This window comes from Plantactinospora sp. ZYX-F-223, assembly GCF_039649625.1.
In the GTDB taxonomy this organism is placed as follows: Bacteria; Actinomycetota; Actinomycetes; order Mycobacteriales; family Micromonosporaceae; genus Plantactinospora.
Genome location: NZ_JBDJAV010000039.1, coordinates 42,191 through 68,145, shown reverse-complemented (window position 1 = coordinate 68,145; position 25,955 = coordinate 42,191). Strand labels below are relative to the sequence as shown.

The window sequence follows — 25,955 nt, the reverse complement described above, 5'->3', positions numbered from 1 at the left end:
ACCGGGTGGCGGGCCCGCCGTGCCGCGCGGGCCCGCCTGGTGCGGCCCGGGTGTTACCGGTAGGTGAGGTCGGACGAGGAGTAGATGCAGTTGGTACCGTCGGCGCCGGTGCCGACCTGGGTGGGCTCGTCACCGTCGTCGTTGCCGTTGTACTTGCGGCAGATCACCATGGACCGGCCGGAGTCGTTGACGATGGTGATCCCGGTGAACCGGGCGGTGTCGCCGTAGTTCACGTTGATCCCGGCGACGGTGTTGCCGGGCCGCGTCAGCGTGACGTTGCGGATCACGACGTTGCGCTGGTGCTGGGTCGAGCAGTTGCCGCAGGAGCGGTAGAAGGTGCCGAAGTTGCTGGCCTGGAAGTTCTGGATGGTCAGCGTGCCCGGCCCGTTGTGCTGGAAGACCTTGTCGCTGGCGCTGCGCGCACCGCCGCCGTCGACCAGGAAGCTCGGCGATCCGCTGCCCCGGAAGGTGGCGGCGTCCTCGCCGACGTCCTCCCACCAGACGTTGCGCAGGGTGCACGGCCCGGAGCAGTGCACGCCGTCCCCGGCGGGGGCGCCGATGATGACGTTCTGCAGGGTGGCGCCGGAGGCCAGGCTGAACATCGGGTCCTGGTCCTCTTCCTGGCCGCCGTCGCCGATGCAGCAGTACCGGCGCATCCCGCCGTCGAGGGTGCCGGAGACCGAGATGGTGCCGTTGACGCCGACCTGCCCGGTCGGGGTGGGCCAGGCGCCGGTCGGCGGCGGGTTCGTCGGTGGCGTACCGCCGCCGACGGTGGCCAGCCGCCACTGCTGGTTCGCCCCGTTCAGGTCGGCGAACTGGGCGATCGGGGCGCCGTCGGCGGTCGACCACTCCCAGACGTCCAGGGCCTTGCCGCTGTGCCGGTTGATGAACCGGACGTGCCCGCCGTCGGAGTCGGCCAGCCGGAAGTGCTGCCGGGTGTTGTTGTTGTCGGTCATCTGGACCAGGCCGGTGCCGTCGTCGGCGTTGGGCAGTTCCAGCACCTTGCCGCTGTGCACCGAGCGGATCCGGTAGTAGCCGCTGCCGGCGTCGACGAACCGCCACTGCTGGACGGCCAGGTCGTTGCGGGCGAACTGGACGATCGGCGCACCGTCGTTGGTGGCCCAGTTGTAGACGTCCAGGGCCTTGCCGCTGTGCCGGGAGATGATCACGTAGGTGGCGTTGGTGTCGACGGTCGCGGCCGAGGCGGTGCCGACGTCGACGACGCCGATCGTCGCCACCGCGGCGAGCGTGGTCGCGCCGGCCAGGACTGCCGCCCGCCAGCGTCTGGCGGGGCGGGTGACGCCGGCCGCCGCCATGGACTGTGTCATATCGGAGGACCTCCGGGAGCGTGGGTGGTGGTTGGGGGTACGAGGAACGCGCTTTCCTGTCGAGGCCGGAATCCTGTCGATCGATCAACCTCCAGTGCTGGTAGTGCGGCCGGGAGCCGGGGCGCCGGACCTGAGCCTCGGGTGGTCGCGCCCTCCGTCGCCGGTGCCGGGACCGACCGGTCGGGACGGCTGCCCGGTCGGGACGGCTGCCCGGTCGCCGCTGTTGCAGCGGCACTGTAGTAGAGCCATCGACGGCCGTCCAGATAACAGAAACCTGCCGAGAATTTGCGTCCAGTGGAAGAACTGGGCGAACGCCGTCTCGTTGACGTCCGCCGGCCGCTGTGTCACGCTCTGGCGCAGCATGGCGTCGATCGACAGTGAGCGATGTGCGGATGGCCCGGAGCAAGGTCGAGTCACCCCGCGACACCGGCACGCTGGTCCGCGCCGCGCAGGCCGGCGACAAGCAGGCGCTCGGCGAACTCGTCGCCACCCACCTCCCGCTGGTCTACAACGTCATCGGCCGCGCGCTGAACGGGCACGCCGACGTGGACGACCTGGTGCAGGAGAGCATGGTGCGGGTGATGCGCGGCCTGCCGGGGCTGCGCGAGCCGGACCGGTTCCGCTCCTGGGCGGTGACGATCGCCCACCGGCAGATCCAGCGCTATCTGCGGGAGCACCGGTCGAGCCGGCTCCGCCTCCAGGAGGCGCCGCCGGAACTCGCCGACCCGAGCGGTGACTTCGCCGAACGTACCGTCACGGAGCTGGTGCTCACCGGCCAGCGCCGGGAACTGGTCGAGGCCACCCGTTGGCTGGCCGACGACGACCGGCACCTGCTCGCCCTCTGGTGGCAGGAGGCGGCCGGCGAGCTGACCCGGAGTGAGCTGGCGCAGGCGCTGGCCATCACCCCGCAGCACGCCGCCGTACGCCTGCAACGGATGCGGGCGCGGCTGGACTCGGCGCGGAGTCTCGTCCGGGCACTGCGGGCCGAGCCGCGCTGCCCCGACCTGCCGGGCCTGGGCAGTGCCGGAACCGGCCCGTCCGACTCCCGCAGCCGCAAGCGGCTTACCCGGCACGTCCGGGAGTGTCCGCGCTGCACACCGCACCGGCACGGACTGGTGCCGCCGGAGCGGTTGCTCCTCGGCGTCTCCGCCCTGCCGCTGCCGGTCGCCGTCGCCGAAGGGGTCCGGATCGCACTCGACGCCATCGCGCCCGCGATGCTCGTCCCGGCCGTCGGCACGGCCGTGCAGTCGGCGTGGCAGTCGGTCGTCGGCACCGCGCACCGGTTCCTCCAGGTCAAGACCGCGGCGGCGGCGGCCGCCGCGGCCGTGCTGGCCGGCGGCGGGTTCTCGTACGCGGTCTACGAGACGCGGCTGCCGGAGGTCGGGGCCGGTGGTGCGGCGGCGTATCCGAGCGTGGTGACCAGCGGGGAAACCACTGCTGTCGCCACCCCGACCGGGAACCCGGCGGTACGGCAGCCCTCGCGGCCGGCCGGTCCGGGCGTGGTCACCGGCCTGACCCGGGCCGACCTGTACGTCGCGCCGGACGGCTCGGACGGCGCCGACGGCAGCCTGGAGCGGCCGTACGCCACCCTGAACAAGGCGGTCGCGGTGGTCCGGCCCGGCCAGACGATCGCACTGCGCGGCGGGACGTACCGGCCGACCGAGCCCGTGGTGATCGACGCCAGCGGTACCCCGGACCGCCGGATCACCCTCGGCAACTACCGCGACGAGCGCCCGGTCATCGACGCCAGCGCAGTACCGGCGGACAAGTGGATGGTCACGCACCGGGGCAGCTACTGGACCGTCCTCGGCCTGGAGGTGATGAACTCCCGCAGCCACGCGTACGTCTGTGTGGCCTGCCGGCACAACGTGTTCCGGCGGCTCTCCATGCACGACAACGTGCGCTCCGGGCTGACCCTGCGCGAGCCGGGCACGGTCGGCAACCAGGTGCTCGACAGCGACTTCTTCGGCAACTACGACCCGGCCGACCGGGGCCGCTCGGGTGTCGGGCTGGCCGTGAAGTTCGGGTCGGGGGAGGGCAACCTGGTCCGCGGCTGCCGGGCGTTCGACAACGCCGCCACCGGCTTCGACGTCGGCCACTTCGCCGGCTCGGTGCGGCTCGAACACAACTGGTCGTACGGCAACGGCGTCAACCGGTGGGGTGCGGCCGAGTGGCAGAGCAACGCCGACGGCTTCCGGCTCGGCGGCGGCGACCCGGCACCGGCCGCCCCGCACGTGCTGCGGCAGAACGCGGCCTGGGACAACGCCGGGCACGGCTTCGCCGACGGAGGCAACCCCGGAGCGGTACGGCTGGAGCGGAACACGTCCTTCCGCAACGGCGGTACCGGCTTCGAGGTTCCCGCGGCGGCGGCCGTGCTGGAGCGCAACGCGGCCGCCGGCAACGCCTCGCCCGCCTCGCTCGGCGACGACGGCCGGTCCAGCGGCAACAGTTGGGACCGTGGCGGCCCGGCGGGGCTGGGGTTCCGGTCCACCGATCCGGCCAGCGCCCAGGGACAGCGCCGGCCCGACGGCCGACTTCCGCCGACGGAGTTCCTCGTCGGCGCCACCGACCTCGGCGCCACGATGCGGCCACCGGCACAGTGAACCTTTTTCAACCTCCCCTTGCGGTCCGGCCGACCGCAAGGTCGGACGCGGTGCGTGAGCGCCGCGCGGTCCAGGTTGAAAAAGGTTCAGTGACGCCCCGGTCTTTGCGGGCCTGGCCGGGAGGGCGCCACTGTAGATCCGGCACCCCGACGCCACCGAACCGGCTCTGGGCCGTCGCGGCCGGCCCGTCGCCGTAGCCGGTGCGGCGCGGCCCGCCCGGGTACGCCCGCACCAGTCGGCGGCAGCTTCTCGCTGCTGGCGTCCTGGCTCACCGCCAACGCCCGGGCCGAGATCGACCAGCGCTGACCACGGACTGGGCACCGGTGACCGTCCGGCCCGCCCTGCTCGGCCCGGACGCGGCCGTGATCGGTGCCGCGCTGACCTCCATCGACCAGGTCCGCCAGCAGTCGGCCGGTTGGCTGCTGCGCCAATCAGGACGGTCCGGGCCGGCCCGGTCGAGGCAGCCGGCGAAGCGGTCCGGGTAGCGGCCGGACTCGGCGCGGTCCGGGCCGCTGCGCGCCGGGGCGGAGGTGTCGGGCACCCCGCTCGGTGCCGGTGCGAGGCGTCACGGCTGCTCGCCGGGAACGTACGTGATGGACGGACAAGCGCGGACTGCCCGGTTGGACGGTTGTGTGATGCCGAAAAGACAACGGTGGTTGTCCGTGGCCGTGCTGTCGCATAGCGTCCCTGTCGTTGCCCGCGTGTCCGAGCGGATGCGCGGGGTGATTGCTTCGCTCAGGGAAGCGCGGAAGGGGAGGGACGTGCAACGACTGACAGTCAGCGGGGGGATGAGATGGGCAGCCGGGCGACGGCGCCTGCTCGCGGCATCGGTACCCGTGCTGCTGGTCGCGGCGGCCGGGGTGGCGATCAGCGGTGCCGGGCCGGCGACCGCTGACCGGGCGGCCCGGTTCACGCCGACCGAGCGGGACTACTACATCAACTACGTCGACCCGAAGGTCGAGCGACCCAGCGACGGCCCCGAGGTGGCGGTCCAGGGCGGCAAGCGCAAGGTCAAGCAGGAGCGGCCCGATCCGGTCACCGCGTTCGGCCGCAAGTTCGTCGAGGGCAACCCGGTGGCGGCCCGGGGCCTGGCCAAGACCGAGGCGGAGGCGATCCGGACCGGCAAGAACCCCCGGCACATCCGCTACAAGCAGGCCGACGAGACGCAGGTCGCGAAGCTGCTGACCATCCTGGTCGAGTTCAACCCCGACGCCGACGACGACTTCACCGGCGTGATGGTGCCACGCGCGACGTTCGACGACGCGACCACGCCGGAGAACGAGCGGGAGTGCGTGCCCGGCAACGTCCAGAACGGGCCGCTGCACAACAACATCCCGAACCCGGCGAAGGCGTCGCACCCGGACAACAACTCGATGTGGGTGCCGGACTTCTCCACCGAGTTCTACAACAAGATGCTCTACAGCCGCGAGGGCATCACCGAGCGGGTCCGCACCGACCTGCGCGGCCCGGACGGCCGGCGCGGCATCGACCTGCGCGGCTACACGATGCGCAACATGTACCTGGAGATGTCCAAGGGCGCGTACACGGTGGATGGCCAGGCGACCCCCTGGGTGACCGTGCCGCACTCCGAGGCGTGGTACGGCGCCGACACCTGCACGCAGGTCGACGGCGAATGGGTGGCCGGGGCCAGCCAGGACATGAACGGGCACCCGGACAACCCGGCCGGGCCCGGCGCGCTCGGCGTCGACGCGGTCAACGTGCTGGCCGCGCAGAACCCGGACTTCCCGTGGGCCGACTACGACATCGAGGACACCGCGGACGCCGACGGCGACGGCAACTTCAACGAGCCGGACGGGGTCGTCGACCACCTGGTGCTGGTGCACGCGGGTGAGGACAAGTCCGGCGGCGGTGGCGCCGAGGGCCCGTACGCGATCTGGGCGCACTCGTCCGCCATCGTGCCCGGCCACACCATCCCGGGTACCGACAAGATGATCAGCAACTACATCGTCCAGCCCGAGGACTCCGGCGTCGGCGTCTTCGCCCACGAGTACGGCCACGACCTCGGCCTGCCGGACCTGTACGACATCGGCTCCGGCGGCGACTCGGACGTCGACTTCTGGGACCTGATGTCGTCCGGCTCGCACACCGGCCCGATCTTCCAGGGCATCCCCACCCACATGGGGCTCTGGGACAAGTTCGTGCTCGGCTGGGCCGACCCGGTGATCCTGAACCCCGGCGACGACCCGGCCCGGGTCAAGCTCGGGCAGACCTCGCGTACCCCGGTCGGCACGGAGGACGGGGTCCGGGTGAACCTGCCGGCCAAGCAGATCACCCTCTCCACCCCGCACAGCGGGGCGGGCCAGTGGTGGACCAGCAACGACCAGTCCTGGGCCGACGTACGGCTGACCCGCACCCTCCAGGTGCCGGCCGGTGGCGACGTGCGGTTCTGGCTCTGGAACAACTACTCCATCGAGGCGGACTGGGACTACGGCTTCGTCGAGGTCTCCACCGACGGTGGCAGCACCTGGGCCGAGCAGAAGGTCTTCGACTCCGCCGGCAACCTCGTCTCCACCGACGACGGCTACGCCGACCCGAACGGCCGGATGCACGACTACGGCGACAAGAAATACGGCCTGACCGGCAGCACCGGCGGGCAGTGGCGGCACGACTACGTCAGCCTGACCGGCTTCGCCGGCCAGACCGTGCAACTGCGGCTGCGGTACGCCACCGACGCCGGGTTCGAGGACACCGGCTGGTTTACCGACGACTTCTCGGTCACCGCGGACGGCGCCGCCGTCTGGTCGGACGACGTGGAGAGCGGTGCCAACGGCTGGACCGCGACCGTCGGCAGCTTCACCACCACCACCGGGGCCGGCTGGGCCATCTCGCCCGGCGAGTTCTCGTTCGCGCACTACTACCTCGCCGAGTGGCGTAACCACGACGGCTTCGACGAGGGCCTGAAGTACGCGTACCAGACGAACTACAGCCGGGAGGGTGCCTGGAAGGTGGACCGGGTGCCGTACAACGCCCCGGGCATGCTCGTCTGGTACCGGGACACCAGCTACGGCGACCTCAACCTGGTCCTGAACAACCTCTACGACCCGCCGAGTGTCGGTTCCAAGGGCGGTCTGCTGATCGTGGACTCGCACTTCGACCCGTACCGCCGGCAGGGCACGGCGGCGGCGAAGGACCCGTCGGGGCTGGACAACCTGCCCTCGCGGCCGCAGTCGTCGAATGCGGCGTTCGGGTTCGGCAAGACGTACCCGTTCACCGAGTGTTACGAGGCGCCGAGCGAGCCGTTCAGCGCGTACTGCACCAAGTTCAAGGCGCAGCCCGGGGTCAGGTCGTTCACCGACAGCAAGGGCTGGTACCCGGGCATCGAGTACCGGCCGGACCTCGACGCCGAAAGCCCGCTGTTCTTCCGCGACGCCGACGCGTCGGTCGTGCTGCCCTCGAAGGGCAACGCGCCGTACTCGGTGCGGACCGTGGACAAGAACGGCAAGCCGGCGCGCAGCCAGTACGGCATCGACCTGGGTGGCGGAGTCCTGACCGGCACCGGCAACCCGGGCGAGGTCGGGTTGAACTTCGGTGTCCGGTTCGACCTGCTCCAGCCCGGCCACCGCAACCAGTGGGCGGTCGTGCAGGTGGTGCCGCCCACGGCGGCGCCGTAGCCCGGTACCGGAGAGGTTCGACAGCGTTTCCGGGGCCGTCGCCAGCACCCCGCTGGCGGCGGCCCCGTCCGGTTCCGGCCAGTCTGCCGCCGCTACCTGCCGAACCGCCGGCGTACCGCGACCGCCCGGTGGTGCAGCCGGGTCCGCCGCTCGGCGGGGGTGATCCGCGGGGTGTCCGGCGGCAGGTACCGGCCGATCCGGTCGGCCGGGACGATCCGCACGGTCGGGGCCGGCGCCGGTGGGCGGACGAGCTGCCAGCGCGCCGCGATCGCCAGTTCCCGATGCCCCGCCGAGTCCAGCCAGTTGAGCACGCCGGGATCGGTGGCCGAGACGACGACCCGGACGACGCCGTCGAGGTCGGCGATCGCCTGGTGGCCGTTGAGGCTGGTCTGCCGGTGGGCGTGGTCGAGGGACCCGTACCAGTGGCCGTCCAACCGGATCCCCCAGTACTCGCACTCCGCCCCGGGCAGCTCGATCACGGCGGCCTGGTCGGCGTCCAGAACCAGCCGGCCGGCGGCGGCGACGTCGTCCAGCAGACCGTCCGCCCTGGGCACCGTCCTGGCCGGCTCGGCGAACATGTTTGGTGCGCTGCGGTTCGCCACGTACCCCGGCAGGAGGGCGGCGGAGCGGTCGAAGGATCCGGTTACGCCGAGGTCGGGCCGTACCGGCTCGATCCCGACCGGCTCCGGCGGGCCGGGCAGGTCCAGCCGCTCCACCCGGAACCGGGCCGGCTGCTCGGTCTCCCAGTCGGAGAAGAACTGGCGGATGCGCAACGCCGAGGTGCCAGGCTCCAGCGGCAACCAGGCGTCCTCGGTACGCGGTCTGCCGCCGAGGTGGAGCCGGAACGTGCCGTCCGGCCCGATCGGCAGGTCGCGGTGGGTCAGGTTGGCGACCGCCCGGATCGGCGGGTGCGCGCCGGCCCGCCCGGCGGTGAGCGAGAAGCCCAGGTAACGTGCGCTGCCCCGGTGGCCGGAGACCAGGTACTCGCCGCCCGGCTCGACGGCGGCCCAGTCGTAGCGGGCGTCCGGGTCGTCCGTGGGCCAGTCGCGGTGCAGGTCGTGCGGCTGGCCGGTCTCAGGCTCTCGCGGGTCAGGCATCTGTGCGCACCATCCGTTCCGGAACGCTGCTCCGGCGCCGCCAGCTTCACAAGATCGATTGAACGGAGACTGGAGGCGAACTGGAGGCGGTCGGCGACCGGACCGGTGCGGTGGCCGCCCGGTCGGGAGTGGGGCTGCGCCGGCCGCATCCTGGCGTTTAGCCAGGCCACCGGGCTGCCACCAGGTAGCATTACGGGCTATATGCACGCAATCCGTTCCCCTCTCGGAGGTGCGCGTGACGACGACCGGTCGACGGCGGCCGACTCCCGCCGACCCGAGCCCCGAGCCGGTGCCTGGCGGCACGTCTCCGAGCGGGACGGATCGTGACCTGCCGCCCGAGCTGGGCCCGGACGCGGTCGGCGTACTCGACGGGTTGTCGTTCATGCTCTCCGACGCGCTCGGAGACGTGCCGGCCGGCTCGATCGGCGGGCTGGTCCACGAGGACACCCGCTTCCTGAGCCGCTGGCAGCTCCTACTGGACGGCGTCCGACCGCTGCTGCTCGGGTCCAGCTCGGTCGACCCGTTCTCGGCGGCCTTCTTCCTGGCCAACGCGGAGCTGCCCGAGTTGCCCGCCAACCGGATCGGGATCCGCCGGCAGCGGTTCGTCGGCGAGGGCATGTTCGAGCGGATCGCGGTGCAGTGCTTCGCCGACGAGCGGGTGCCGATCGAGCTGCGGCTCGCGGTCGACGTCGACTTCGCCGACCTGTTCGAGATCAAGGAGCAGCTCCGGGACCGGTCCGGACAGATCGTCCGGGAGCACGAGGCCGACGGCTCCCAGCTCTGCTTCGAGTACGACAACGAGGGGTTCACGACCCGCACCCAGGTCCTGGCGATCCCGCCCGCGAGCCGGGTCGAGGGCGACGACCTGGTCTGGGACCTGGACCTGCACCCGGGGGAGAGCTGGCAGGTCGAGCTGCACGTGCCGCTGCGGTACGTCAACATCGACGTGGTGCCGACCCGCCGCGAGTTCGGCGAGGTGTTCGAGGTCGGCGACGCCAGCGACTCGACCAACCGGTGGCGGGCCAGCCGACCCGACGTGCACGCCGACTCCGACCTGGTCTGCGACGTCTACCACCAGTCCGTGGCCGACCTGGTGTCGATGCGGGTCGAGAAGGAGGTCTCCGGGCAGCGGGTGGTCATCACCGCCGCCGGGCTGCCCTGGTTCCTCACCGTGTTCGGGCGGGACTCGCTGATCACGGCGTACCAGGCGATGATCGGCGGGCCGGAACTCGCCCGGGGCACCCTGCTGACCCTCGCCGCGCACCAGGCCACGGACCTCGACGACTTCACCGACCGGGAGCCGGGCAAGATGTTGCACGAGTACCGCAGCGGTGAGCTGACCCGGCTCGGCGTCAAGCCGCACAACCCGTACTTCGGTGCCTCCGACACCACCCAGCTCTGGCTGGTGCTGCTCTCCGAGTACTGGCGCTGGACCGGGGACGACCAGCTCCTGCACGACGTACGGGACAACGCGTACGCGGCGCTGCGCTGGATCGACGAGTACGGCGACTCCGACGGCGACGGCTACGTCGAGTACGCCACCCGGTCCAGCCAGGGGCTGGGCAACCAGTGCTGGCGGGACTCCTGGAACGGGGTGCAGTCCGCCGACGGGACGATTCCGGTGCTGCCGATCGCGACCTGCGAGATCCAGGGCTACACCTACGACGCGAAGCTGCGGATGGCCGAACTCGCCGACGGCCCGTACGCGGACCCGGAGCTGGCCCGGCGGCTGCGTGCCGAGGCCGCCGAGCTGGCCGACCGGTTCAACCGGGACTTCTGGCTCGACGACCGGGGCGGCTACTACGCCCTCGGCCTGGACGGGGACAAACAGACCATCGACGCGATGACCTCCAACCTGGGCCACCTGCTGTGGAGCGGCATCGTGCCGGCGGAGCGGGCCGCGATCCTGGCCCAGCAGCTCATGTCCGACCAACTCTTCTCCGGCTGGGGCGTGCGTACGCTCTCGACCGGCGACCGCGGCTACAACCCGATCGGCTACCACCTCGGCACCGTCTGGCCGCACGACAACTCGCTGATCGCCCACGGGCTGGCCCGGTACGGCTTCCGGGCGGAGGCGAACCGGATCATCGAGGCGATGATGGAGGCGGCCCGGTACTCCGACAACCGGCTGCCGGAGGCGTTCTCCGGCTACGACCGCTCGTTCGGCCGGGTTCCGGTGCCGTACCCGACCGCCTGCAACCCGCAGGCCTGGGCCAGCGCCGCACCGCTGCTGTTCCTGCGGACCATGTTCGGCCTGGAGGCTCGGGACGGGCGGTTCGTCCTGGACCCGGACGTCCCCGAGCGGTTCGGACGGATCCAGCTCAGCCGGGTGCAGGGCTTCGGCCAGTGTTGGGAGATCGAGGTGAACCGCCGGCGGGGCCATCTGCGGCTGGTGGCCTGACCCGGGCGGTGCCCGGTTCGTCAGCCACCCGGCGCGGCGCGGCTGTGGCCGGGCGGAGGTGGACCCGGGCGGGGACCGGGCCCACCGTGGCTCAGGCGGTAGCCGGCCGGTAGGTGGCGATGACCACACCGCTCTTCATGACCCGGGTGTCGGCCAGCTCCAGCGTCGTCGTCACGTCGGACAGCGCCGAGCTGAACGTCGGGCCGCCCTGGAAGACCGGGTGGATCCAGAACCGGACCTCGTCGAGCAGGCCGGCCTTGAGCAGGGTGTGCGTGACGGTGCCGTAGCCGTACATCAGGATGTCCCCGCCGTCCTGGGCCTTGAGCCGGGTGACGGCCTCGACCAGGTCGCCCTGGAGCACCTCGGTGTTGTTCCACTCCGGGTCGGTCAGGGTGGTCGAGGCGACGTACTTCTTGACGCTGTTGAAGTACGCCGCACCGGTCCTCGGGTCGCTCTCGTCCATCTTCGGCCAGGTGGCGGCGAATCCGTCGTAGGTGTGCCGCCCCATCAGCAGCGCGTCGGCGGCCGCGGTCTGGCTGGCCGCGACCGCACCGGCCTCCTCGTCGAAGTACGGCGCCGTCCATACCGGGTTGTCGATGACGCCGTCGAGGGTGATGTAGGTCGAACTGATGATCTTGCGCATCGGGGTGCCTCCTGTGGTGTCGTCGCTGTCGACCAGAACCCTGCCGGGGCGCCCTTACCATTCGCTTCAGGTGGCCTTACCGGACCCGCGCTCGGCGACCCGACCGCTGTGCCGGCGGCTCAAGCCGGCGGCGGAGAGGGTCGGCGGGCCGGCTGCGGCGCGTCCAGCGCCGCCCGGAGCAGCGCGACCGCCGGCGGGATCTCGACGTCGGTGATGTTGCCGTACCCGAGGACCAGTGCCGGCGGACCGGACCGCTGCGCCCGGTAGGCGTCGAGGTCCGCCAGCCGCAGCCCGGCCGCCGCCGCGCTGGCGAGCACCGCCCCGGTGTCGGTGCCGGCCGGCAGGTGCAACAGGATGTGCAGGCCGGCGGCGGTGCCGGCCACCCGGCCGTCCGGCACCCGGGCGGCGAGTTCGCGCACGAGCACGTCGCGCCGGGTCCGGAACCGGCGCCGGGCGGCGCGCAGGTGCGTGTCGTACCAGCCCCGGTCGATGAAGGTGGCCAGGGCGAGCTGGTCCAGTACCGGCGGGGGTGCCGCGACGGCGTTCGCCGCCCGCAGCGCCGGCAGCAGGGCCGGCGGCGCGGCCGTCCAGCCCAGGCCCAGGGCGGGGGACAGGGTCTTGCTGACCGAGCCGGCCAGGAAGACCCGGCGCGGATCCAGACCCTGCATCACCGCGATCGGCCGGCGGTCGTACCGGAACTCGGCGTCGTAGTCGTCCTCGACGACGTACCCGTCGACCGCCCGCGCCCAGCGCACCAGCTCGGCCCTGCGGTCGGGGCTGAGCATCGCCCCGGTCGGGAACTGGTGTGCCGCGCCGACCACCACGGCCCGGACCCCGACCGCCCGGGCCAGCTCGGCCACGCGTAACCCGTCCCGGTCCACCGGGACCGGGCGGATCCGCAGGCCGGCGCTTGCCACCGCGTCCCGGAGCCGGCCCCACCCGGGCTCCTCCACCGCCACCTCGGCGATCCCCTCCGCCCGCAGCGCCCGGCAGATCCGGAACAGCCCGTCGGTGATCCCGGCGCAGACCAGTACCGACCCGGGGTGCGCGTCGGCCCCGCGGGACCGCCGGAGGTACTCCGCGAGCGTGCGGCGCAACGCCGGGTGGCCGGCCGGGTCGGGTGGGCCGAGGTCGTACCGCGCGGCCGAGCCGGTGACCGCGTGTACCGCCTCGGTCCAGCGTCGGCGGGGGAAGGCCCGCAGGTCGGGAAGCCCGGGCGCCAGGTCGTAGCGGACCGGTGGCGGCGCCGGCCGGGGCAGCGCGCTGCGGCGTGCCGGCGAGGTCTCCGGCGACCACGAGACCCGGGTGGCGGAGCCGACCCGGGCCGCGAGGTATCCCTCGGCGACCAGTTGCGCGTAGGCCTCGGTCACCACCCACCGCGAGCAGTCGAGTTCCTCGGCGAGTGCCCGGCTGGGCGGCACGGCGGCGCCGGTCCCGAGCCGACCGTCCCGGATCGCGGCCCGCAGCGCGCGGGTCAGCCGGTCGTGCAGCGGACGCCGGGCACGGTCCCGGGGCTCGATGTCCAGCAGCGTCGCCCACGCCGAATTGGTCTGGGAATCCGCCACGAGATTGGAGCGTACCGCCCGTCCGATCGCGCCTACCGTTCCAGCCATGACCTACCCCATCGCGCTCGGTGCCATGCTCTTCGGCACCGTCCAGGACGAGCGACGCTCCTTCGAACTGCTGGACCACTTCGTCGAGGCCGGCGGCACCTGGATCGACACGGCGAACTGCTACGCCTTCTGGGCCGATCCCAGCGGGTTCGGCGGGCAGAGCGAGGAACTGCTCGGGCGCTGGCTGGCGCGACGTCCCGGTGTCCGTGACCGGATCAGGATCAGCACCAAGGTGGGCTGCGAACCGACCGTGGCCGGCCGGTTTCCGGAGACCGCCGAGGGCCTGTCCGCATCGGCGATCAAGAACGGGATCGAGGGCAGCCTCCGCCGGCTCGGCGTGGACCACGTCGACCTGTACTGGGCGCACAAGGAGGACCGCCGGACACCGCTGGCGGAGACGGTCGCCGCCTTCGACGAACTCGTCTCCGCCGGTACGGTCGGCGCGCTCGGCTGCTCGAACTACGCGATCTGGCAGGTGGAGCGGGCCCGGCAGCTCGCCCGGACGCACGGGATGACCGGCTTCACGGCGGTGCAGCAGCAGCTCAGCTACCTTCGGCCCCGCCCCGGGACCCGGCCCACCGTGGTGCACCGGTTCGGTGCGGTCAGCGACGAGGTGGTCGACTATCTGGAGTGCCACCCCGAGATGTCGCTGTGGGCGTACACGCCGCTGCTCAGCGGCCAGTACACCCGAACGGACAAGCCGCTGCCGCCGGAGTACGCGCACCCGGGCACCGAGCGGCGGCTCGCGGTACTGGACGAGATCGCCGCGGAGACCGGTACCACCCGCAACCACGTGGTGCTCGCCTGGCTGGCCGGTGGCAGTCCCGCCGCCACCCCGATCGTCGGGGTGAGTACGGTCGCGCAGTTGCGGGTGGCGCTGGCCGGGGTGGCGCTGGTGCTCACCGCCGAGCAGCGGGCCCGGCTCGACGCGGCGGCCTGACCGCGGCGGCCTGACCAGAGCCGCCTGACCCGGTGGCCTGACCCGGCGGATCGGGGGCGGGCGCAGGCGCGCGGCACCGGGGGAACCGGCGCGGGTCCGGGTGGCCACCTCGACGGGAACCACCCGGACCCGGTGTCGTACCGGCCGGGTTACCGTGCGGCGAGCGCGCCGTCCGGCCCGAACCGGGTGCGGAGCTGCTGGAGCCCGGTCGCGTCCACCTCGGCCGCCGGGCCGTGGTAGATCGCGTTGTACAGCAGGTTGAACTGCGCCCGGGGCAGGGTACGGAAGGTGATCTCGCTGCCGTACGTCACCGCCTGCCCCTTGCCGACGGTGAAGGACGCGGTGTTGACCGCACCCCGGATGTGTTCGGCGCCGCGCAGGTATCCGCTGGCCAGCACCTCACCCTCGGCCGGGTAGTGCGACACCACCGTCCCGCCCGCGCCGGTCAGCTCCCACGCCTGGGTGTCGTAGAGCCAGACCGGCCAGGAGTCCGGCATGCCCCAGGCCACCGGGTTGGCCGGGTCGAACTCCTGGTGCAGCAGGCTGCCGCCGGTGACGAACTGGTCCTCGTCGTCGGGCAGGGCCGGCTTGATCGGCAGGTTCAGCAACTCCTGCACCGTCGCCACCGAGCTGCCGATCGCCAGCAGCGTGCCGCCGTTGCGGACGAACTGCGCCAGCTTTCGCCACCCCTGGTCGCCGACCCCGTAGGCCCAGGAGTACTCCTCGGCGTACTCCTTCGGGTCCAGGCCCTCGACGATGTCGTCCTTGGAGATGCCGTGCGACAGGACGATCGTGTCGTACAGCTCGTTCAGCGACTTCCGTTGGAAGTCCTGCGCGGCGACCACGTCGTAGTTGATGCCGTACTGGTCGAACTGCCACATGTCCCAGCCGCCCGGCATGTTGCCGATGCCCCGGAACAGGCCGACCCGGGTCTGCGGCTTGAGCTGCACCCCGGCGACGCGCGGCGCCCGGGCGACCGCGGTGACCTGGAGGCCGACCCTGGCCGACGCGGTCGCCAGCACGCTGCGGGCCTGCGGGGTGGCCGGCACGACGTAGGTACCGGCCGGATAGCTGCCGCCCTGCGCGCCGAAGCCCTTCGCCGCGCGGAACGTCGGGATGTTCGCGTCCTGCAACGCCGAGACGATCTGGATCGTCCCGTACGACTCGGGGCGGACCAGGTAGGCGCCCTTGTCACCTGGAGCGGGCGGCATCGTCACCTGGGGCAGCGTGACCGAGGTGACCCGCTCCAGGTTGGCCTGGAACGGCGCGCGGATCTCCGCGACGTCGACCCCGAGTTGCAGCGGCAGGCTGGTGGTCGCCTCCGCGTACGGCAGCAGCACCGGGCACTCGGCGCAGTCGCGCACCTCGGGGTACCTGTCGGTGCCGAGCACCTGGTGCGCCCAGTTGCCGCGCGGCTGCCGCATCTTGATCACGTAGGAGCCGGCGCCGTAGCGCTTCCCGTCGGCGACGAACTCCGAGCTGGCCCGGTCGATCTCCACCTGCGTCCACTCCAGCCGCTGGAGCATCTCGAAGGTGGCGTACGGGTCACGCTGGTCGGCGTTCACCACGAACGCGTAGCTGCCGGCGGGTACGCCCTTGGTCATGTACTCGTGCGGCACCGCGTACAGGTTGTCGTAGAGCAGGTCCCGGCCGTTGTCCGCGGTGTACTCCATCCCGGCGTAGGTGGCGATCTTCGCGTAGTCGACGATGTCCGCCAGCGTCCAGGTGTCGGAGCGGTACGGCTCGATCAGGCTCATCCGGGCCTGCTGCGGGCCGAGCGGGCGACCGTCCGACGACACCTGCGGGTACGCGTAGTCGGTCACCGAGGCGATCTCGGTCAGGTAGACGCCGGAGCCGGTGAACGGGAAGAACCCGACCGGCTGCTCCAGGGTCCAGAAGATGTGGTAGTCGAGGCTGCCGACCCCGGTCTTGCCGGCGGCGGCGAGCGCCCGGGCGGCGTGCTGGCCGATCGCCGAGACCGAGGAGCTCATGTTCGCCGGCACGTTCTCGCTGGTGATCCCGCCGTACGGCGGTACGAAGATCCGGCTGCCGGTGTTGCCCTTCTGGTGCATGATGTGCACGATCGCCGGCCGGTACTTCTTCTCCAGCGCCAGCCGGTACTGCGCCTCGATCTGGGTGAACATCGTCCAGTCGCGGTTGTCGTCGTGCCCGGTGTACTTGTGGTAGAGGTCCGGGTAGGTCCGCCGGTAGTTCGTGCCGGCGGTCTTGTCGAAGTGGTCGATGATCAGGTGCTGGCCGTCCGGGTTCTGCGACGGCACCAGCACGATGACCGAGTTGTTCAGGACGTTCCTGGTGAACTCCGAGTCCTCGGTGGCGAGCCGGTGCACGATGTCGTTGATCGCCTGTCCGTTGCCCACCTCGCTGGAGTGGATCGTCGCCTCCAGGTGGTAGAACGGCACTCCCTCCTCGGCGAGCCGGCGGGCCTGCTCCGGGCTGGTGCTGCGCGGGTCCGAGAGCTTCTGGTTGATGTCGACCAGGCGGTCCAGCCGGCGCAGGTTCTTCGGCGCGCTGATCAGCACGGTCGCGTATTCGTTGCCCATCGTGGTGCGGCCGATGGTCTCGTAGTCGACCCGGTCGGAGCGTTCCGCGACCAGCTTCAGGTAGCGGAGTACGTCGGGATAGCCGGCGAGTTTTCCTTCGGCGCCCATTGTGAAGCCGAAGTGCTGTTCCGGGGTGGGGATGGCTGCGGCCCGGGCGGTGACGGCGGTTTCGGCGAGGCCGGGGCCGGCGGTGGCGGTGGGTGCGACGGCGGTGGATCCGACCAGGGCCACCAGGCCGACACAGGCGGCGTATAACAACGGGGGGCGGGTCTTGAGCATCGCGGGGGCCTTTCGACTCGACATCAGTCGTCGTAGATCGACCGTGCCTGAACGCTAGCGGCGGGCGTGAAGATCCACAGTGGGGTCGCTGTTCGCGTTTGTTCGGTCTTCGGGCCGCTCGGCGAAAGCTCAAGAATGCCTCAACCCGGTTGCCCCGGGCATGGACGGCGATGTATCAAGAGCCATGATCGCTGGGGTGCCGCAGCCACGGATCACCGACCAGCTCAGGGACGCCGACGCGGTGCCCGGGCGCCAGTCGGACCGGCTGCACGCCAGCGCCCTCGCATTGCTGCTCACCGACCGGTCGGCCCGGGGGATCGCCGACCGGCTCGGCCACCTGATCTATTCCGGCGCACTCGGCCAGGGGCTGCACCTGCCCACCGTGCGTGCCCTGGCCGCCGCACTGCACGTCGGTCCGACGACGATCGCCTCGGCCTGGGCCCAACTGCGGCAACGCGGGCTGATCCACTCCGACCGGCGGCACGGCAGCTTCGTGGGCGGCCCGGGCCGGCTGGCCGGTCGCCGCTACGCCAGCCTCCCGGCCCCGGCCCGGGTCGGGCTGGACCTCTCCACCGCCTTTCCCGACCCGGCGCTGCTGCCGGACCTGGCCGGTCCGATGGCGGAGGCGGTGCTCGGCACCCGCTGGCGCAGCTATCCGGACGACACCGTGGACCCGCACCTGGCCGCCGTCCTGCACCCGAGCTGGCCGTTCGAGGCCGAGGACTTCACCGTCACCAGCGGTGCGCACGACGCCGTGCACCGGGTCGCCGACGTGCTGCTGCGTCCGCACGACCGGGTGGTCGTCGAGGAGGTCGCCGCCGCGTCGCTGCTGGACATCGTCGAGGACCACCGGGCCCAGGCGACCCCGGTGGTCTGCGACGAGGAGGGACCGCTGCCCGAGGCGATCGAACTGGCCCTGACCGCCCAGCCCAGGATGCTGCTGTTCCAGTCCCGGATGGCCAGCCCGCACGGCCACGCACTGTCCCGGCGCCGCGCCCAGGCGCTGGCGCCGATGCTCGCCGGCCGGGACATCGTGATCGTCGAGCAGGACACCGCGCACGAACTCGCCCCGACCCCGGACGTCTCGCTCGGCGAGTACCTGCCGGAGCAGACCCTCCTGGTGCGGAGCTGGAACAAGTCGCACGGGCCGCACCTGCGGGTCGGCGCGCTGGCCGGGATCCGCCGGGTCGTGTCCCGGGTACGTGCCCGGCAGAAGGCGACCGGCAGTTGGCCGTCGGTGCTGACCCAGCGCGCCCTGGCACAGATGCTCGCCGACCCGCAGACCCAGGCGGCGATCCGGCTGGCCGGGGGCTGCTACCGGCAGCGCCGGCAGCGGATGGTCCGGGCCCTGCACGAGCACGGGCTGGCACCCACCGGCGTGGCCGGGCTCTCCGTCTGGGTGCAGGTCCGCAACGCCGCCACCGCGATCCGGTCGCTGGCCGCCGACGGCATCGGCGTCGCCTCCGGGGCCCCGTTCGTCGCGTGCGGCGACGGCAGGGCGCACGTGCGGATCGCCACCACCCTGCAGCACGACCGGCACGCGCACATCGCCCGTACCCTCGGCGAGGCGCACCGTAGCTGACCGGCCGGCAGCCGGGTCCGGTCCGCACCGCCGTCGGGCGGCATCAGCGCAGTACCAGCACGTCGTAGTAGTCGAGCCGGTCGACCGTGACCGACAGGCGGCCCTGCCGGCAGGACCAGGCCGGCACCCGCGACCCCGCGAAGTCGGGCGAGACCAGCTCGATCCGCCGGGGGCAGGACGGCAGCTCCACCCGCACGTCGACGCTGGTCTGCGGGATGATCCCCCGGTCGTAGTTGTGGTTGACCAGGTGCAGTGTCCGCGTCCCGCTGTCCCGCTGCACCAGCAGGCTCGCCGCGACGTTACCCACCCCGACCCGTACGCCCTGCGGACCGTGCTCGTTGTCGCGGTAGAGCGCCCGGTGCTGGTGGTAGAACCTGGTGTACGTCTGGAAGAAGCCCAGCATCCCGGACTGCTCGGCCGTCGGGCCACCGACCGTGTCCTTGAGGTGGAAGGCCGGAAAGAGCCCGTTGGCGTACGCCTCGGCGCCGAAGATCTGCCAGTAGTCCCGCTTCTCCGAAAGCGGCAGGTTCTGGTAGTCGGTCATCATGTCGTTGGGCCAGTCGATGAAGACCGCCACCGGCACGTCACCGGCGATCTCGCGGTTGCGCTCCTTGAGATAGCGGTAGTTGGCCTGCAACGACGTGGCGCCGTCGAGGTGCCCGTCGACCACCGGCACGTAGTCGGCGCCCCGGAAGTCGGGGGTCTGCTCGTCGGGGTTCCACGGGTACATCCCGACACTGTTGAAGTCGACGTACGGCAGCAGCCCGTTCGAGCTGACCAGGAGTTGGCGGTGCGCGGTGTCCCGGGCGTACGCCCGCAGCTCGTCCACCATCTCCTTCCAGTACCGCCGCAGGTAGCTGACGGTGAACGACAGGTCGTCGGCGTACATCCGGTTGGCGGTCACCCGCCCCCACTCGGCGGCCATCGGGTTGGCGGCGGTGAGCGGGTCGAGGTTCCAGCCGTTGGCCCGCAGGTAGTCGCGGTAGTTGAAGTTGCCGGTCAGGTCGTCGGCGGGTACGTCGGCGCGGACGAGGTTGTCGTCGGTCATGCCGAACCGGGACTTCCAGTCGGCGGGGGTGAAGGCCGGGTACTTCGCCAGCAGGTACCGGTTGAAGTCGGCGATGGCGTGGTCGTCGAAGCCCTCGTTGCCGTTGAAGCCGTACTTCTGCCCACCGCTGAACCCGGCGTTCACCTCGTCGAGGTTGATCCCGTCCACCCCGCCGTCGATCTGGATCTTGGCCCAGTCGAGCAGGTACTTCCGGTACCTCGGGTTGAACATGTTGCCCCGGCGGGCCGGATCGGGGAAACCGAACTCGTCGTGCGGCACCGGGTTGTTGTCGGCGTCCCGGGTCGACATGTCGTCGAAGATCTCGGTGCTGGCGAAGTCGTGCGGGAAGATGACGCTGGCCGTCCCGCTGCCCATGAAGGTGATGCCCTTGGCGTGGTAGCGCCGGATCTGGTCGAAGTTGTAGTCGGCCGCCTCGTCGCCGCTGGTGGACCACTTCCCGATGGCCCGGATGGTGACGTCGGGGACCAGTTCGTAGACCTGCGGATCCTCCTCGTGCACGTCGGACTGGCTGAAGCCGAAGACCGCGAAGTCGGCCGCCCGGGGCCGGCCGATGGTCGCCGTCGCCCGGTTGCTGGCCGGCGAGACGTTGCCGGCCGCGTCCCGCGCGGTCACCACGAACGCGTAGGTCGTCCCCGGCACCAGGTCGGCGACGGTCGCGGTCGTGCCGGGGACCGACCGGACCAGGGTCCGCCCGGCGTAGAGGTCGTAGGCCACCACCGCCACGTTGTCGGTGGACGGGCGCCAGCTCAGGGTGACCCCGGTGCCGGTCACCCCGGACGCGGTGAGCCCGGCCGGCGCGGTCGGCGGTCGGGCGTCGCGACCGCCCGGGAGTCCGGGCGCGGCCGGGGCGGCGGTGGCGGGCCGCACCGGCAGCACCAGCGCCAGTACGACGGCGCAGAGTGCCCAGCGCGGGGTTCCGGATCGCCGTGGCATCGCGTTCCTCCGTGGCCAGCATCCGACGGTCGTCCGCCGGCCCGGCGTCGCGCTGCTGCCGGCAGGGCACCGCGAGCATATGCCCGGAGCATCAATATAGAAAGTTGTCTATCGTGACTCTCCGGGCCGGCGGCGCCCGGCGGACGGGCTACGGCTGCCCGGCGGCGCAGTTGTTGCTGGTCCGGGTGACCGTGTATTCGGTGTCGTCGTGGGTGATCCCGGAGGGTTCGCCGTCGAAGTACGTCTCGACCTTCTGCCAGCCCTGGCGCTGCTCGTAGTGCAGGTGCGGGGCGCCGGAGTTGCCGGTGCTGCCGACCCGCCCGATCTGCTCGCCCTGTTCCACCCGCTGACCGACCCGGACCAGCGGCGGTTCGAGCAGGTGCAGGTACTGCGTCTCCCACTTGCCGCCGTGGTCGATCTTCACCCAGTAACCGCCGCCCCGCCCGCGCGGACCGTCCGGGTTCTCCGGGGTACGGCCGCCGAGCGAACCGTTGATCCCGGCCACCGTGACCCGCCCGGCGTACGACGCCAGCACCGGCCGCCCCCACGCCTCGCCCTCGGTCGGGAAGAGGTCGACGTCGTAGTCGTCGTGCCCGGGATAGGTGCCGAGTTGCCAGGTCTCGCCACAGGCGACCGGCATCTGGAAGAGCGGACGCGGACCCGGCGGCCGCAGCAGCAACACGGCGACCACGGCCACCGCGAGCACGGCCACGGCCGATGCGACGGCGGCGAGCGTCAGCAGGATCCGGGTGGTGCGGCTGCGGGGGCGGCGGTGCGGGCGGCGTCTGGTCGGCTGGCCGGTCGTCACCGCCCCGAGGATGGCAGACGGCGGCAACCCGCCGGCCTCCGGGGCCGGCGCGAGCGGCCGGCGTCAGGTCGTCGGCTCCCAGGCCGGCGGCGCCTCGGGGATGGGTCGGCGGGTTAGTTTCGTCGATTGACTTAATCTGTTGCGGTGTCATAACCTCGCAGGTGCATCGAGGTAGATCGGTGGCAGGGCAACCACCCTCTACCAGCTCGTCGCTCGTCCGGGCCGGCGGCGGCTACCCAGCCCCACGACGACGGCCGACAAGATCACCACAGGTCGGATTCCCCACGATCGCGACCCCACGTGCCCGGCGACCGTCGTCGAGCCCCGGCACCAGTCAGGGCGCCGCCGACGCGTCGTACGGCCCTCGGCATCGACCGTCCCGCCGTCGACCGGGGCCGCCTCGGACCAGATCAAACACGGCACTGTCGGCGACGCTCCCGACCGGGTGAGCCGTCGCACCCCACCCGGCCCCCCAACCCGCGTACAGAAAGGACAGTCCATGTCCCGACCATCTTCGGCGGTGCTCCGGCATGTGGTGGTGGCGGCGGTCGCGGCGGCTCTGGCGGTGTCCGCCGCCGTGACGGTGCGGGTGCCGCCGTCCCGGGCGGCCGACCCGACGCCGAGCGGAACCCGGCCCACGGTGGCGGCCGACGGCACCGGCATCTACCGGACGGTGCAGGCGGCCATCGACGCCGTCCCGGCCGGCAACCCGACCCGCCAGGTCATCACCATCAAGGCCGGCCACTACCGGGAGGTCGTCACGGTACCGGCGAACAAGCCGTACCTCACCCTCCAGGGCATCGGGTCCGGGCCGTCGAGCGTCGTCATCGTCAACAACCACTCGGCCGGTACGCACGGCACCTCTGGCAGTGCCACCGCGTTCGTGTACGGCCACGACTTCGTCGCGACCAACCTGACCATCGCCAACGACTTCGACGAGAACTCCGCGACCAGCGGTCACCAGGCGGTGGCGCTGAACCTCGACGCCGACCGGGCGGTGCTCACCGACGTACGCCTGCTCGGTGACCAGGACACCTTCCTGGTCAACGACTCCGCTCGCGCGTACCTGGAGCGCTGCTATGTGGAGGGCACGGTCGACTTCGTCTTCGGTGGCGGAACCGCCGTCTTCGACAACTGCACGATCCACGAGAAGCGCTCCACCGGCGGGCCGATCACCGCGGCCAGCACCGCCGCCGGCAAGACGTACGGGATCATGTTCTACCGCTCCACCATCACCGGAACGGCCGACAACGTCACCCAGCTCGGCCGGCCGTGGCGCCCGGACGCCCAGGTGCTGTACCGCGAGTGCACGCTCGGCGCCACCATCCGGACCGCTCTGCCGTGGACGGACATGTCCGGGAATGCCTGGCGGAACGCGCGGTTCCTGGAGTACCGCAACACCGGTCCCGGGGCGGGCCAGCACAGCAACCGGCCCCAGCTCTCCGACTCGCAGGCCGCCGACTACACGCCGCAGCGCTACCTCGCCGGCTCGGACGGCTGGAACCCGATGTGACGAGACACCACCACCTGGAGAAGGGACTCCGATGAAACGGAAACTGATCGCGCTCGCCGCGGCCGCGCTCGCCGCGCCCGCCGCCGCCGTGGCGGTGTCGGTGCTGCCGGCCGAGGCGGCGGTGGCGCCCGCCGACGGCGGTGTTTACACGTTGGCAGTGGGTGCGTCGGGCAAGTGTCTGGAGGTCGCGAACGGTTCGGTCGACAACGGTGCGCTGTTGCAGCAGGCGTCGTGTTCGGGGTCGGCGCGTCAGCAGTGGCGGGTGGTGTCGTCGGCGGGCCGGTTCAACCTGGTGAATGTCGGCAGTACCCGGTGTGTCGATGTGCCGTCGGGTTCCGCGGCGTCGGGTGTGCAGTTGCAGCAGTGGGGTTGTGGCGACGGTACGAAGGTGAACCAGTTGTGGTCGTTCGCGGCGTCGTCGGCGGCGTCGGGGAAGTACCGGGTCACGAGTGCGGCGAGTGGGTTGTGCGTCAGTGACCGGGACGGTTCGACGGCGGGTGGTAATCCGATCGTCCAGGAGACGTGCGCGGACGTGGCCCGGATGCAGTGGGCCTTCGAGCAGATCGGCGGCAACCCCAACCCGACGCCGACCGGCGGCGGGCGGAACTGGCCGAGCACGGCCGACGGCTTCGCGCAGGGCACCACGGGCGGGGCCGGCGGGCAGACCGTCACCGTCACCACGCAGGCGCAGCTCAACCAGTACGTCACGGCGAGCGCCCCGTACGTGATCCGGGTGGCCGGCACCATCAACATCAGCCCGAAGGGCACCGAGCTGCGGGTCGCCTCGAACAAGACCATCATCGGGGTGGGCACCAGCGGACACATCGTCGGCGGAGGCTTCTTCCTCGGTGCCGGGGTCAGCAACGTGATCATCCGGAACCTGACCATCCGCGACACCCTGATGCCGGACGACGACCCGGGCGACGACGCGTACGACTACGACGCCATCCAGATGGACACCGCGAACCGGATCTGGATCGACCACAACCGGCTGTCCCGGATGAACGACGGCCTGATCGACAGCCGCAAGGACACCACCAACCTGACGGTCTCCTGGAACCACCTGGTCGACAACAACAAGACCTTCGGCATCGGCTGGACCGACAACGTCACCGCCCGGATCACCATCCACCACAACTGGTTCCAGAACACCCGGACCCGCAACCCGAGCGCGGACAACATCGCGTACTGCCACCTCTACAACAACTACGTCCAGAACACCTCGTCGTACGGCAACTACATCCGGGGCCTGACCAAGGGGGTAATCGAGAACAGCTACTTCGAGAACAGCCGCAACCCGTACTACGTCGAGGCCGGTGAGCTGGTCAACCGGGGCAACATCCTGGTGAACAGCCCGTGGGACTCCGGCAAGGTCACCGCCAAGGGCTCGGCGTTCAACCCGAGCAGCTTCTACTCGTACACCCTCGACCCGGCCGGCGACGTGCCCGGGCTGCTGCGCAGCTACGCCGGGCCGCAGGCGAACATCGGCACCTGATCCACCCCGCGCACCGTCCCCGCCCCGCGCGACCCGGAGCGCGGGGTGGGGACGGCGCATCCGCCATTCCGCCACACCTGGAGTTGCGATGAAACGTCGTACCGTACTGCTCACGACCGGGCTGCTCGCGGCCACCTCGCTGGGCACGGTCTGGAACCCGGCCTTCGGCGCGCCGGCGACGCCGGACCCGCCGGCTGCCACTCCCACCGGGCCGCCGGCCGTCGGGCCGGTCGTCGCCTTCCCCGGCGCGGTCGGGGTCGGCGCGGTGGCCAGCGGTGGCCGGGGCGGCTCGGTCCACCACGTGACAAACCTCAACGACTCCGGCCCCGGCTCGTTCCGGGACGCCGTCGGCACCGGCAACCGGATCGTCGTCTTCGACGTCGGCGGCTACATCCGGCTCAGCTCCACCGTGCTGGTCAAGAGCAACATCACCATCGCCGGCCAGACCGCGCCCGGTGGCGGCATCGGGGTGATGGGCGGCGAGGTCTCGTTCAACAGCGCGACGAACGTGATCGTCCGGGACTTCCGGTTCCGGCAGGGCGACCTCGACCCGAACGACGAGAACAACGGCCTGAACTGGCTCGACGCGAGCAACATGATCTTCGACCACGTGTCGGTGGAGTTCGCCCAGTGGAACAACATCGGCGCCGTCCGGGCCAGGAACGTCACCATGCAGTACTCGATCAACGCGAACCCGATCGGGCAGCAGTTCGCGGCGCACACCGAGACCGGGCCGTTCACCTGGTATCGCAACCTGTTCGCGAACGCGCACAACCGCTGCCCGCTGGCCAAGGGGAACACGCAGTACATCAACAACGTCGTCTACAACTACCAGGCGGCGTACACCGCCGGGAACTCCAGCGGGCACTTCCGGCACGACGTGGTCGGCAACTACTTCATCACCGGGCCGCGCACCACGAACTCGTCAAACGCGTATTACCAGATGCGCAACCAGGAGGTCTACAACAGCGGCAACGTCATCGACAGCAACCGGGACGGCCAGCTCAACGGTGCGACCCTCAACGTCGGCGCCGGGGGTACCGAGATGTCCCAGCCGTGGTCCGGCACCACCGCCGGCATCCCGACGTTGCCCGCCGGGGACGCGTACGCCGAGGTGCTGGCCCGGGCCGGTGCCCAGCCTCGCGACCAGGTCGACAACCTGGTGCTCGCCGACGTCGCCTCGCTCGGCACGGCCGGTAACCTGTGGGCCTCGCAGACCGCGACCGGCCTGGACAACAGCGGCTACGGCACGATTCCCGGCGGTACCGCCCCGGCCGACACCGACCGCGACGGCATGCCGAACGCCTGGGAGGCCAGGTACGGCCTGGACCCGAACTCCGGCGCCGACGCCTCCGGTGACTTCGACCGGACCGGCTACACCAACATCGAGAAGTACGTCAACGGGCTCCTCGACGGCTCCTACCGGGCCTGAGCGGTCGACCGGCTCCGGGACCGGCG

Annotated in this window: 16 protein-coding genes; 9 read left to right on the top strand and 7 right to left on the bottom strand. The window is 71.5% G+C overall.

The annotated features are described in order from the left end of the window. Nucleotides 1–53: 53 nt before the first annotated feature. The gene (locus tag AAH979_RS31855) at nucleotides 54–1,328 is read right to left on the bottom strand and encodes a pectate lyase (protein ID WP_346261839.1); all 1,275 of its coding nucleotides are present in this window, start codon (nucleotides 1,326–1,328) and stop codon (nucleotides 54–56) included. 392 nt (nucleotides 1,329–1,720) lie between these two features. Between AAH979_RS31855 and AAH979_RS31850 the strand changes: the two genes are divergently transcribed. The 3 genes from AAH979_RS31850 (at nucleotide 1,721) to AAH979_RS31840 (ending at nucleotide 7,563) form a co-directional block, all read left to right on the top strand. Beyond that, complete coding sequence (locus AAH979_RS31850) at nucleotides 1,721–3,931, top strand: sigma-70 family RNA polymerase sigma factor (protein WP_346261838.1); 2,211 nt, start codon at nucleotides 1,721–1,723, stop codon at nucleotides 3,929–3,931. Nucleotides 3,932–4,254: 323 nt separating this feature from the next. Continuing rightward, complete coding sequence (locus AAH979_RS31845; protein WP_346261837.1) at nucleotides 4,255–4,416, top strand: hypothetical protein; 162 nt, start codon at nucleotides 4,255–4,257, stop codon at nucleotides 4,414–4,416. A gap of 303 nt (nucleotides 4,417–4,719) precedes the next feature. After that, a complete protein-coding gene (locus AAH979_RS31840; RefSeq protein WP_346261836.1) occupies nucleotides 4,720–7,563 on the top strand; it encodes an immune inhibitor A domain-containing protein in 2,844 nt (947 codons plus the stop codon). Nucleotides 7,564–7,655: 92 nt separating this feature from the next. Here the strand turns inward: AAH979_RS31840 and AAH979_RS31835 are convergent, their stop codons facing one another. Next, on the bottom strand, nucleotides 7,656–8,660 hold the full coding sequence (locus AAH979_RS31835) for a hypothetical protein (RefSeq protein WP_346261835.1): 1,005 nt from the start codon (nucleotides 8,658–8,660) through the stop codon (nucleotides 7,656–7,658). A gap of 229 nt (nucleotides 8,661–8,889) precedes the next feature. On the opposite strand from AAH979_RS31835, the gene AAH979_RS31830 reads away from it, so the two are divergent. Then, the gene (locus AAH979_RS31830; protein WP_346261834.1) at nucleotides 8,890–11,061 is read left to right on the top strand and encodes a glycogen debranching N-terminal domain-containing protein; all 2,172 of its coding nucleotides are present in this window, start codon (nucleotides 8,890–8,892) and stop codon (nucleotides 11,059–11,061) included. A 91-nt stretch (nucleotides 11,062–11,152) separates the two neighbouring features. On the opposite strand, the gene AAH979_RS31825 is transcribed toward AAH979_RS31830, so the two are convergent. Beyond that, a complete protein-coding gene (locus AAH979_RS31825; protein ID WP_346261833.1) occupies nucleotides 11,153–11,704 on the bottom strand; it encodes a dihydrofolate reductase family protein in 552 nt (183 codons plus the stop codon). Between the two features lie 119 nt (nucleotides 11,705–11,823). Continuing rightward, the gene (locus AAH979_RS31820; protein WP_346261832.1) at nucleotides 11,824–13,269 is read right to left on the bottom strand and encodes a PLP-dependent aminotransferase family protein; all 1,446 of its coding nucleotides are present in this window, start codon (nucleotides 13,267–13,269) and stop codon (nucleotides 11,824–11,826) included. Nucleotides 13,270–13,315: 46 nt separating this feature from the next. Between AAH979_RS31820 and AAH979_RS31815 the strand changes: the two genes are divergently transcribed. Then, complete coding sequence (locus tag AAH979_RS31815; protein ID WP_346261831.1) at nucleotides 13,316–14,257, top strand: aldo/keto reductase; 942 nt, start codon at nucleotides 13,316–13,318, stop codon at nucleotides 14,255–14,257. 149 nt (nucleotides 14,258–14,406) lie between these two features. On the opposite strand, the gene AAH979_RS31810 is transcribed toward AAH979_RS31815, so the two are convergent. Next, entirely contained in the window at nucleotides 14,407–17,121 is a 2,715-nt protein-coding gene (locus AAH979_RS31810; protein ID WP_346261830.1) for a M14 family zinc carboxypeptidase, read from the bottom strand. Nucleotides 17,122–17,293: 172 nt separating this feature from the next. Between AAH979_RS31810 and AAH979_RS31805 the strand changes: the two genes are divergently transcribed. Next, nucleotides 17,294–18,679 (top strand): GntR family transcriptional regulator, encoded by a 1,386-nt coding sequence (locus tag AAH979_RS31805; RefSeq protein ID WP_346261829.1) that lies wholly within the window; start codon nucleotides 17,294–17,296, stop codon nucleotides 18,677–18,679. Nucleotides 18,680–18,722: 43 nt separating this feature from the next. Here the strand turns inward: AAH979_RS31805 and AAH979_RS31800 are convergent, their stop codons facing one another. Both AAH979_RS31800 and AAH979_RS31795 read right to left on the bottom strand, forming a co-directional pair. Continuing rightward, on the bottom strand, nucleotides 18,723–20,681 hold the full coding sequence (locus AAH979_RS31800; protein WP_346261828.1) for a fibronectin type III domain-containing protein: 1,959 nt from the start codon (nucleotides 20,679–20,681) through the stop codon (nucleotides 18,723–18,725). 148 nt (nucleotides 20,682–20,829) lie between these two features. Then, nucleotides 20,830–21,489: a M23 family metallopeptidase gene (locus tag AAH979_RS31795; protein ID WP_346261827.1), complete on the bottom strand. Its 660-nt coding sequence runs from the start codon at nucleotides 21,487–21,489 to the stop codon at nucleotides 20,830–20,832. Between the two features lie 499 nt (nucleotides 21,490–21,988). Here AAH979_RS31795 and AAH979_RS31790 point away from each other — a divergent pair, with 499 nt between their 5' ends. The 3 genes from AAH979_RS31790 (at nucleotide 21,989) to AAH979_RS31780 (ending at nucleotide 25,929) form a co-directional block, all read left to right on the top strand. Beyond that, nucleotides 21,989–23,002 (top strand): pectinesterase family protein, encoded by a 1,014-nt coding sequence (locus AAH979_RS31790; protein WP_346261826.1) that lies wholly within the window; start codon nucleotides 21,989–21,991, stop codon nucleotides 23,000–23,002. 31 nt (nucleotides 23,003–23,033) lie between these two features. Then, nucleotides 23,034–24,497, top strand: coding sequence for an RICIN domain-containing protein (locus tag AAH979_RS31785; protein WP_346261825.1), 1,464 nt, complete (start codon nucleotides 23,034–23,036; stop codon nucleotides 24,495–24,497). A gap of 88 nt (nucleotides 24,498–24,585) precedes the next feature. After that, a complete protein-coding gene (locus tag AAH979_RS31780) occupies nucleotides 24,586–25,929 on the top strand; it encodes a hypothetical protein (RefSeq protein ID WP_346261824.1) in 1,344 nt (447 codons plus the stop codon). Nucleotides 25,930–25,955: the final 26 nt, after the last annotated feature.

Excerpts from the sequence above, each read along its gene's own strand:
- AAH979_RS31855 (WP_346261839.1), bottom strand. The coding sequence starts at position 1,328 with ATGACACAGTCCATGGCGGCGGCCGGCGTCACCCGCCCCGCCAGACGC.
- AAH979_RS31850 (WP_346261838.1), top strand. The coding sequence starts at position 1,721 with ATGGCCCGGAGCAAGGTCGAGTCACCCCGCGACACCGGCACGCTGGTC.
- AAH979_RS31840 (WP_346261836.1), top strand. The coding sequence starts at position 4,720 with ATGAGATGGGCAGCCGGGCGACGGCGCCTGCTCGCGGCATCGGTACCC.
- AAH979_RS31835 (WP_346261835.1), bottom strand. The coding sequence starts at position 8,660 with ATGCCTGACCCGCGAGAGCCTGAGACCGGCCAGCCGCACGACCTGCAC.
- AAH979_RS31825 (WP_346261833.1), bottom strand. The coding sequence starts at position 11,704 with ATGCGCAAGATCATCAGTTCGACCTACATCACCCTCGACGGCGTCATC.
- AAH979_RS31815 (WP_346261831.1), top strand. The coding sequence starts at position 13,316 with ATGACCTACCCCATCGCGCTCGGTGCCATGCTCTTCGGCACCGTCCAG.
- AAH979_RS31810 (WP_346261830.1), bottom strand. The coding sequence starts at position 17,121 with ATGTCGAGTCGAAAGGCCCCCGCGATGCTCAAGACCCGCCCCCCGTTG.
- AAH979_RS31800 (WP_346261828.1), bottom strand. The coding sequence starts at position 20,681 with ATGCCACGGCGATCCGGAACCCCGCGCTGGGCACTCTGCGCCGTCGTA.
- AAH979_RS31790 (WP_346261826.1), top strand. The coding sequence starts at position 21,989 with ATGTCCCGACCATCTTCGGCGGTGCTCCGGCATGTGGTGGTGGCGGCG.
- AAH979_RS31785 (WP_346261825.1), top strand. The coding sequence starts at position 23,034 with ATGAAACGGAAACTGATCGCGCTCGCCGCGGCCGCGCTCGCCGCGCCC.
- AAH979_RS31780 (WP_346261824.1), top strand. The coding sequence starts at position 24,586 with ATGAAACGTCGTACCGTACTGCTCACGACCGGGCTGCTCGCGGCCACC.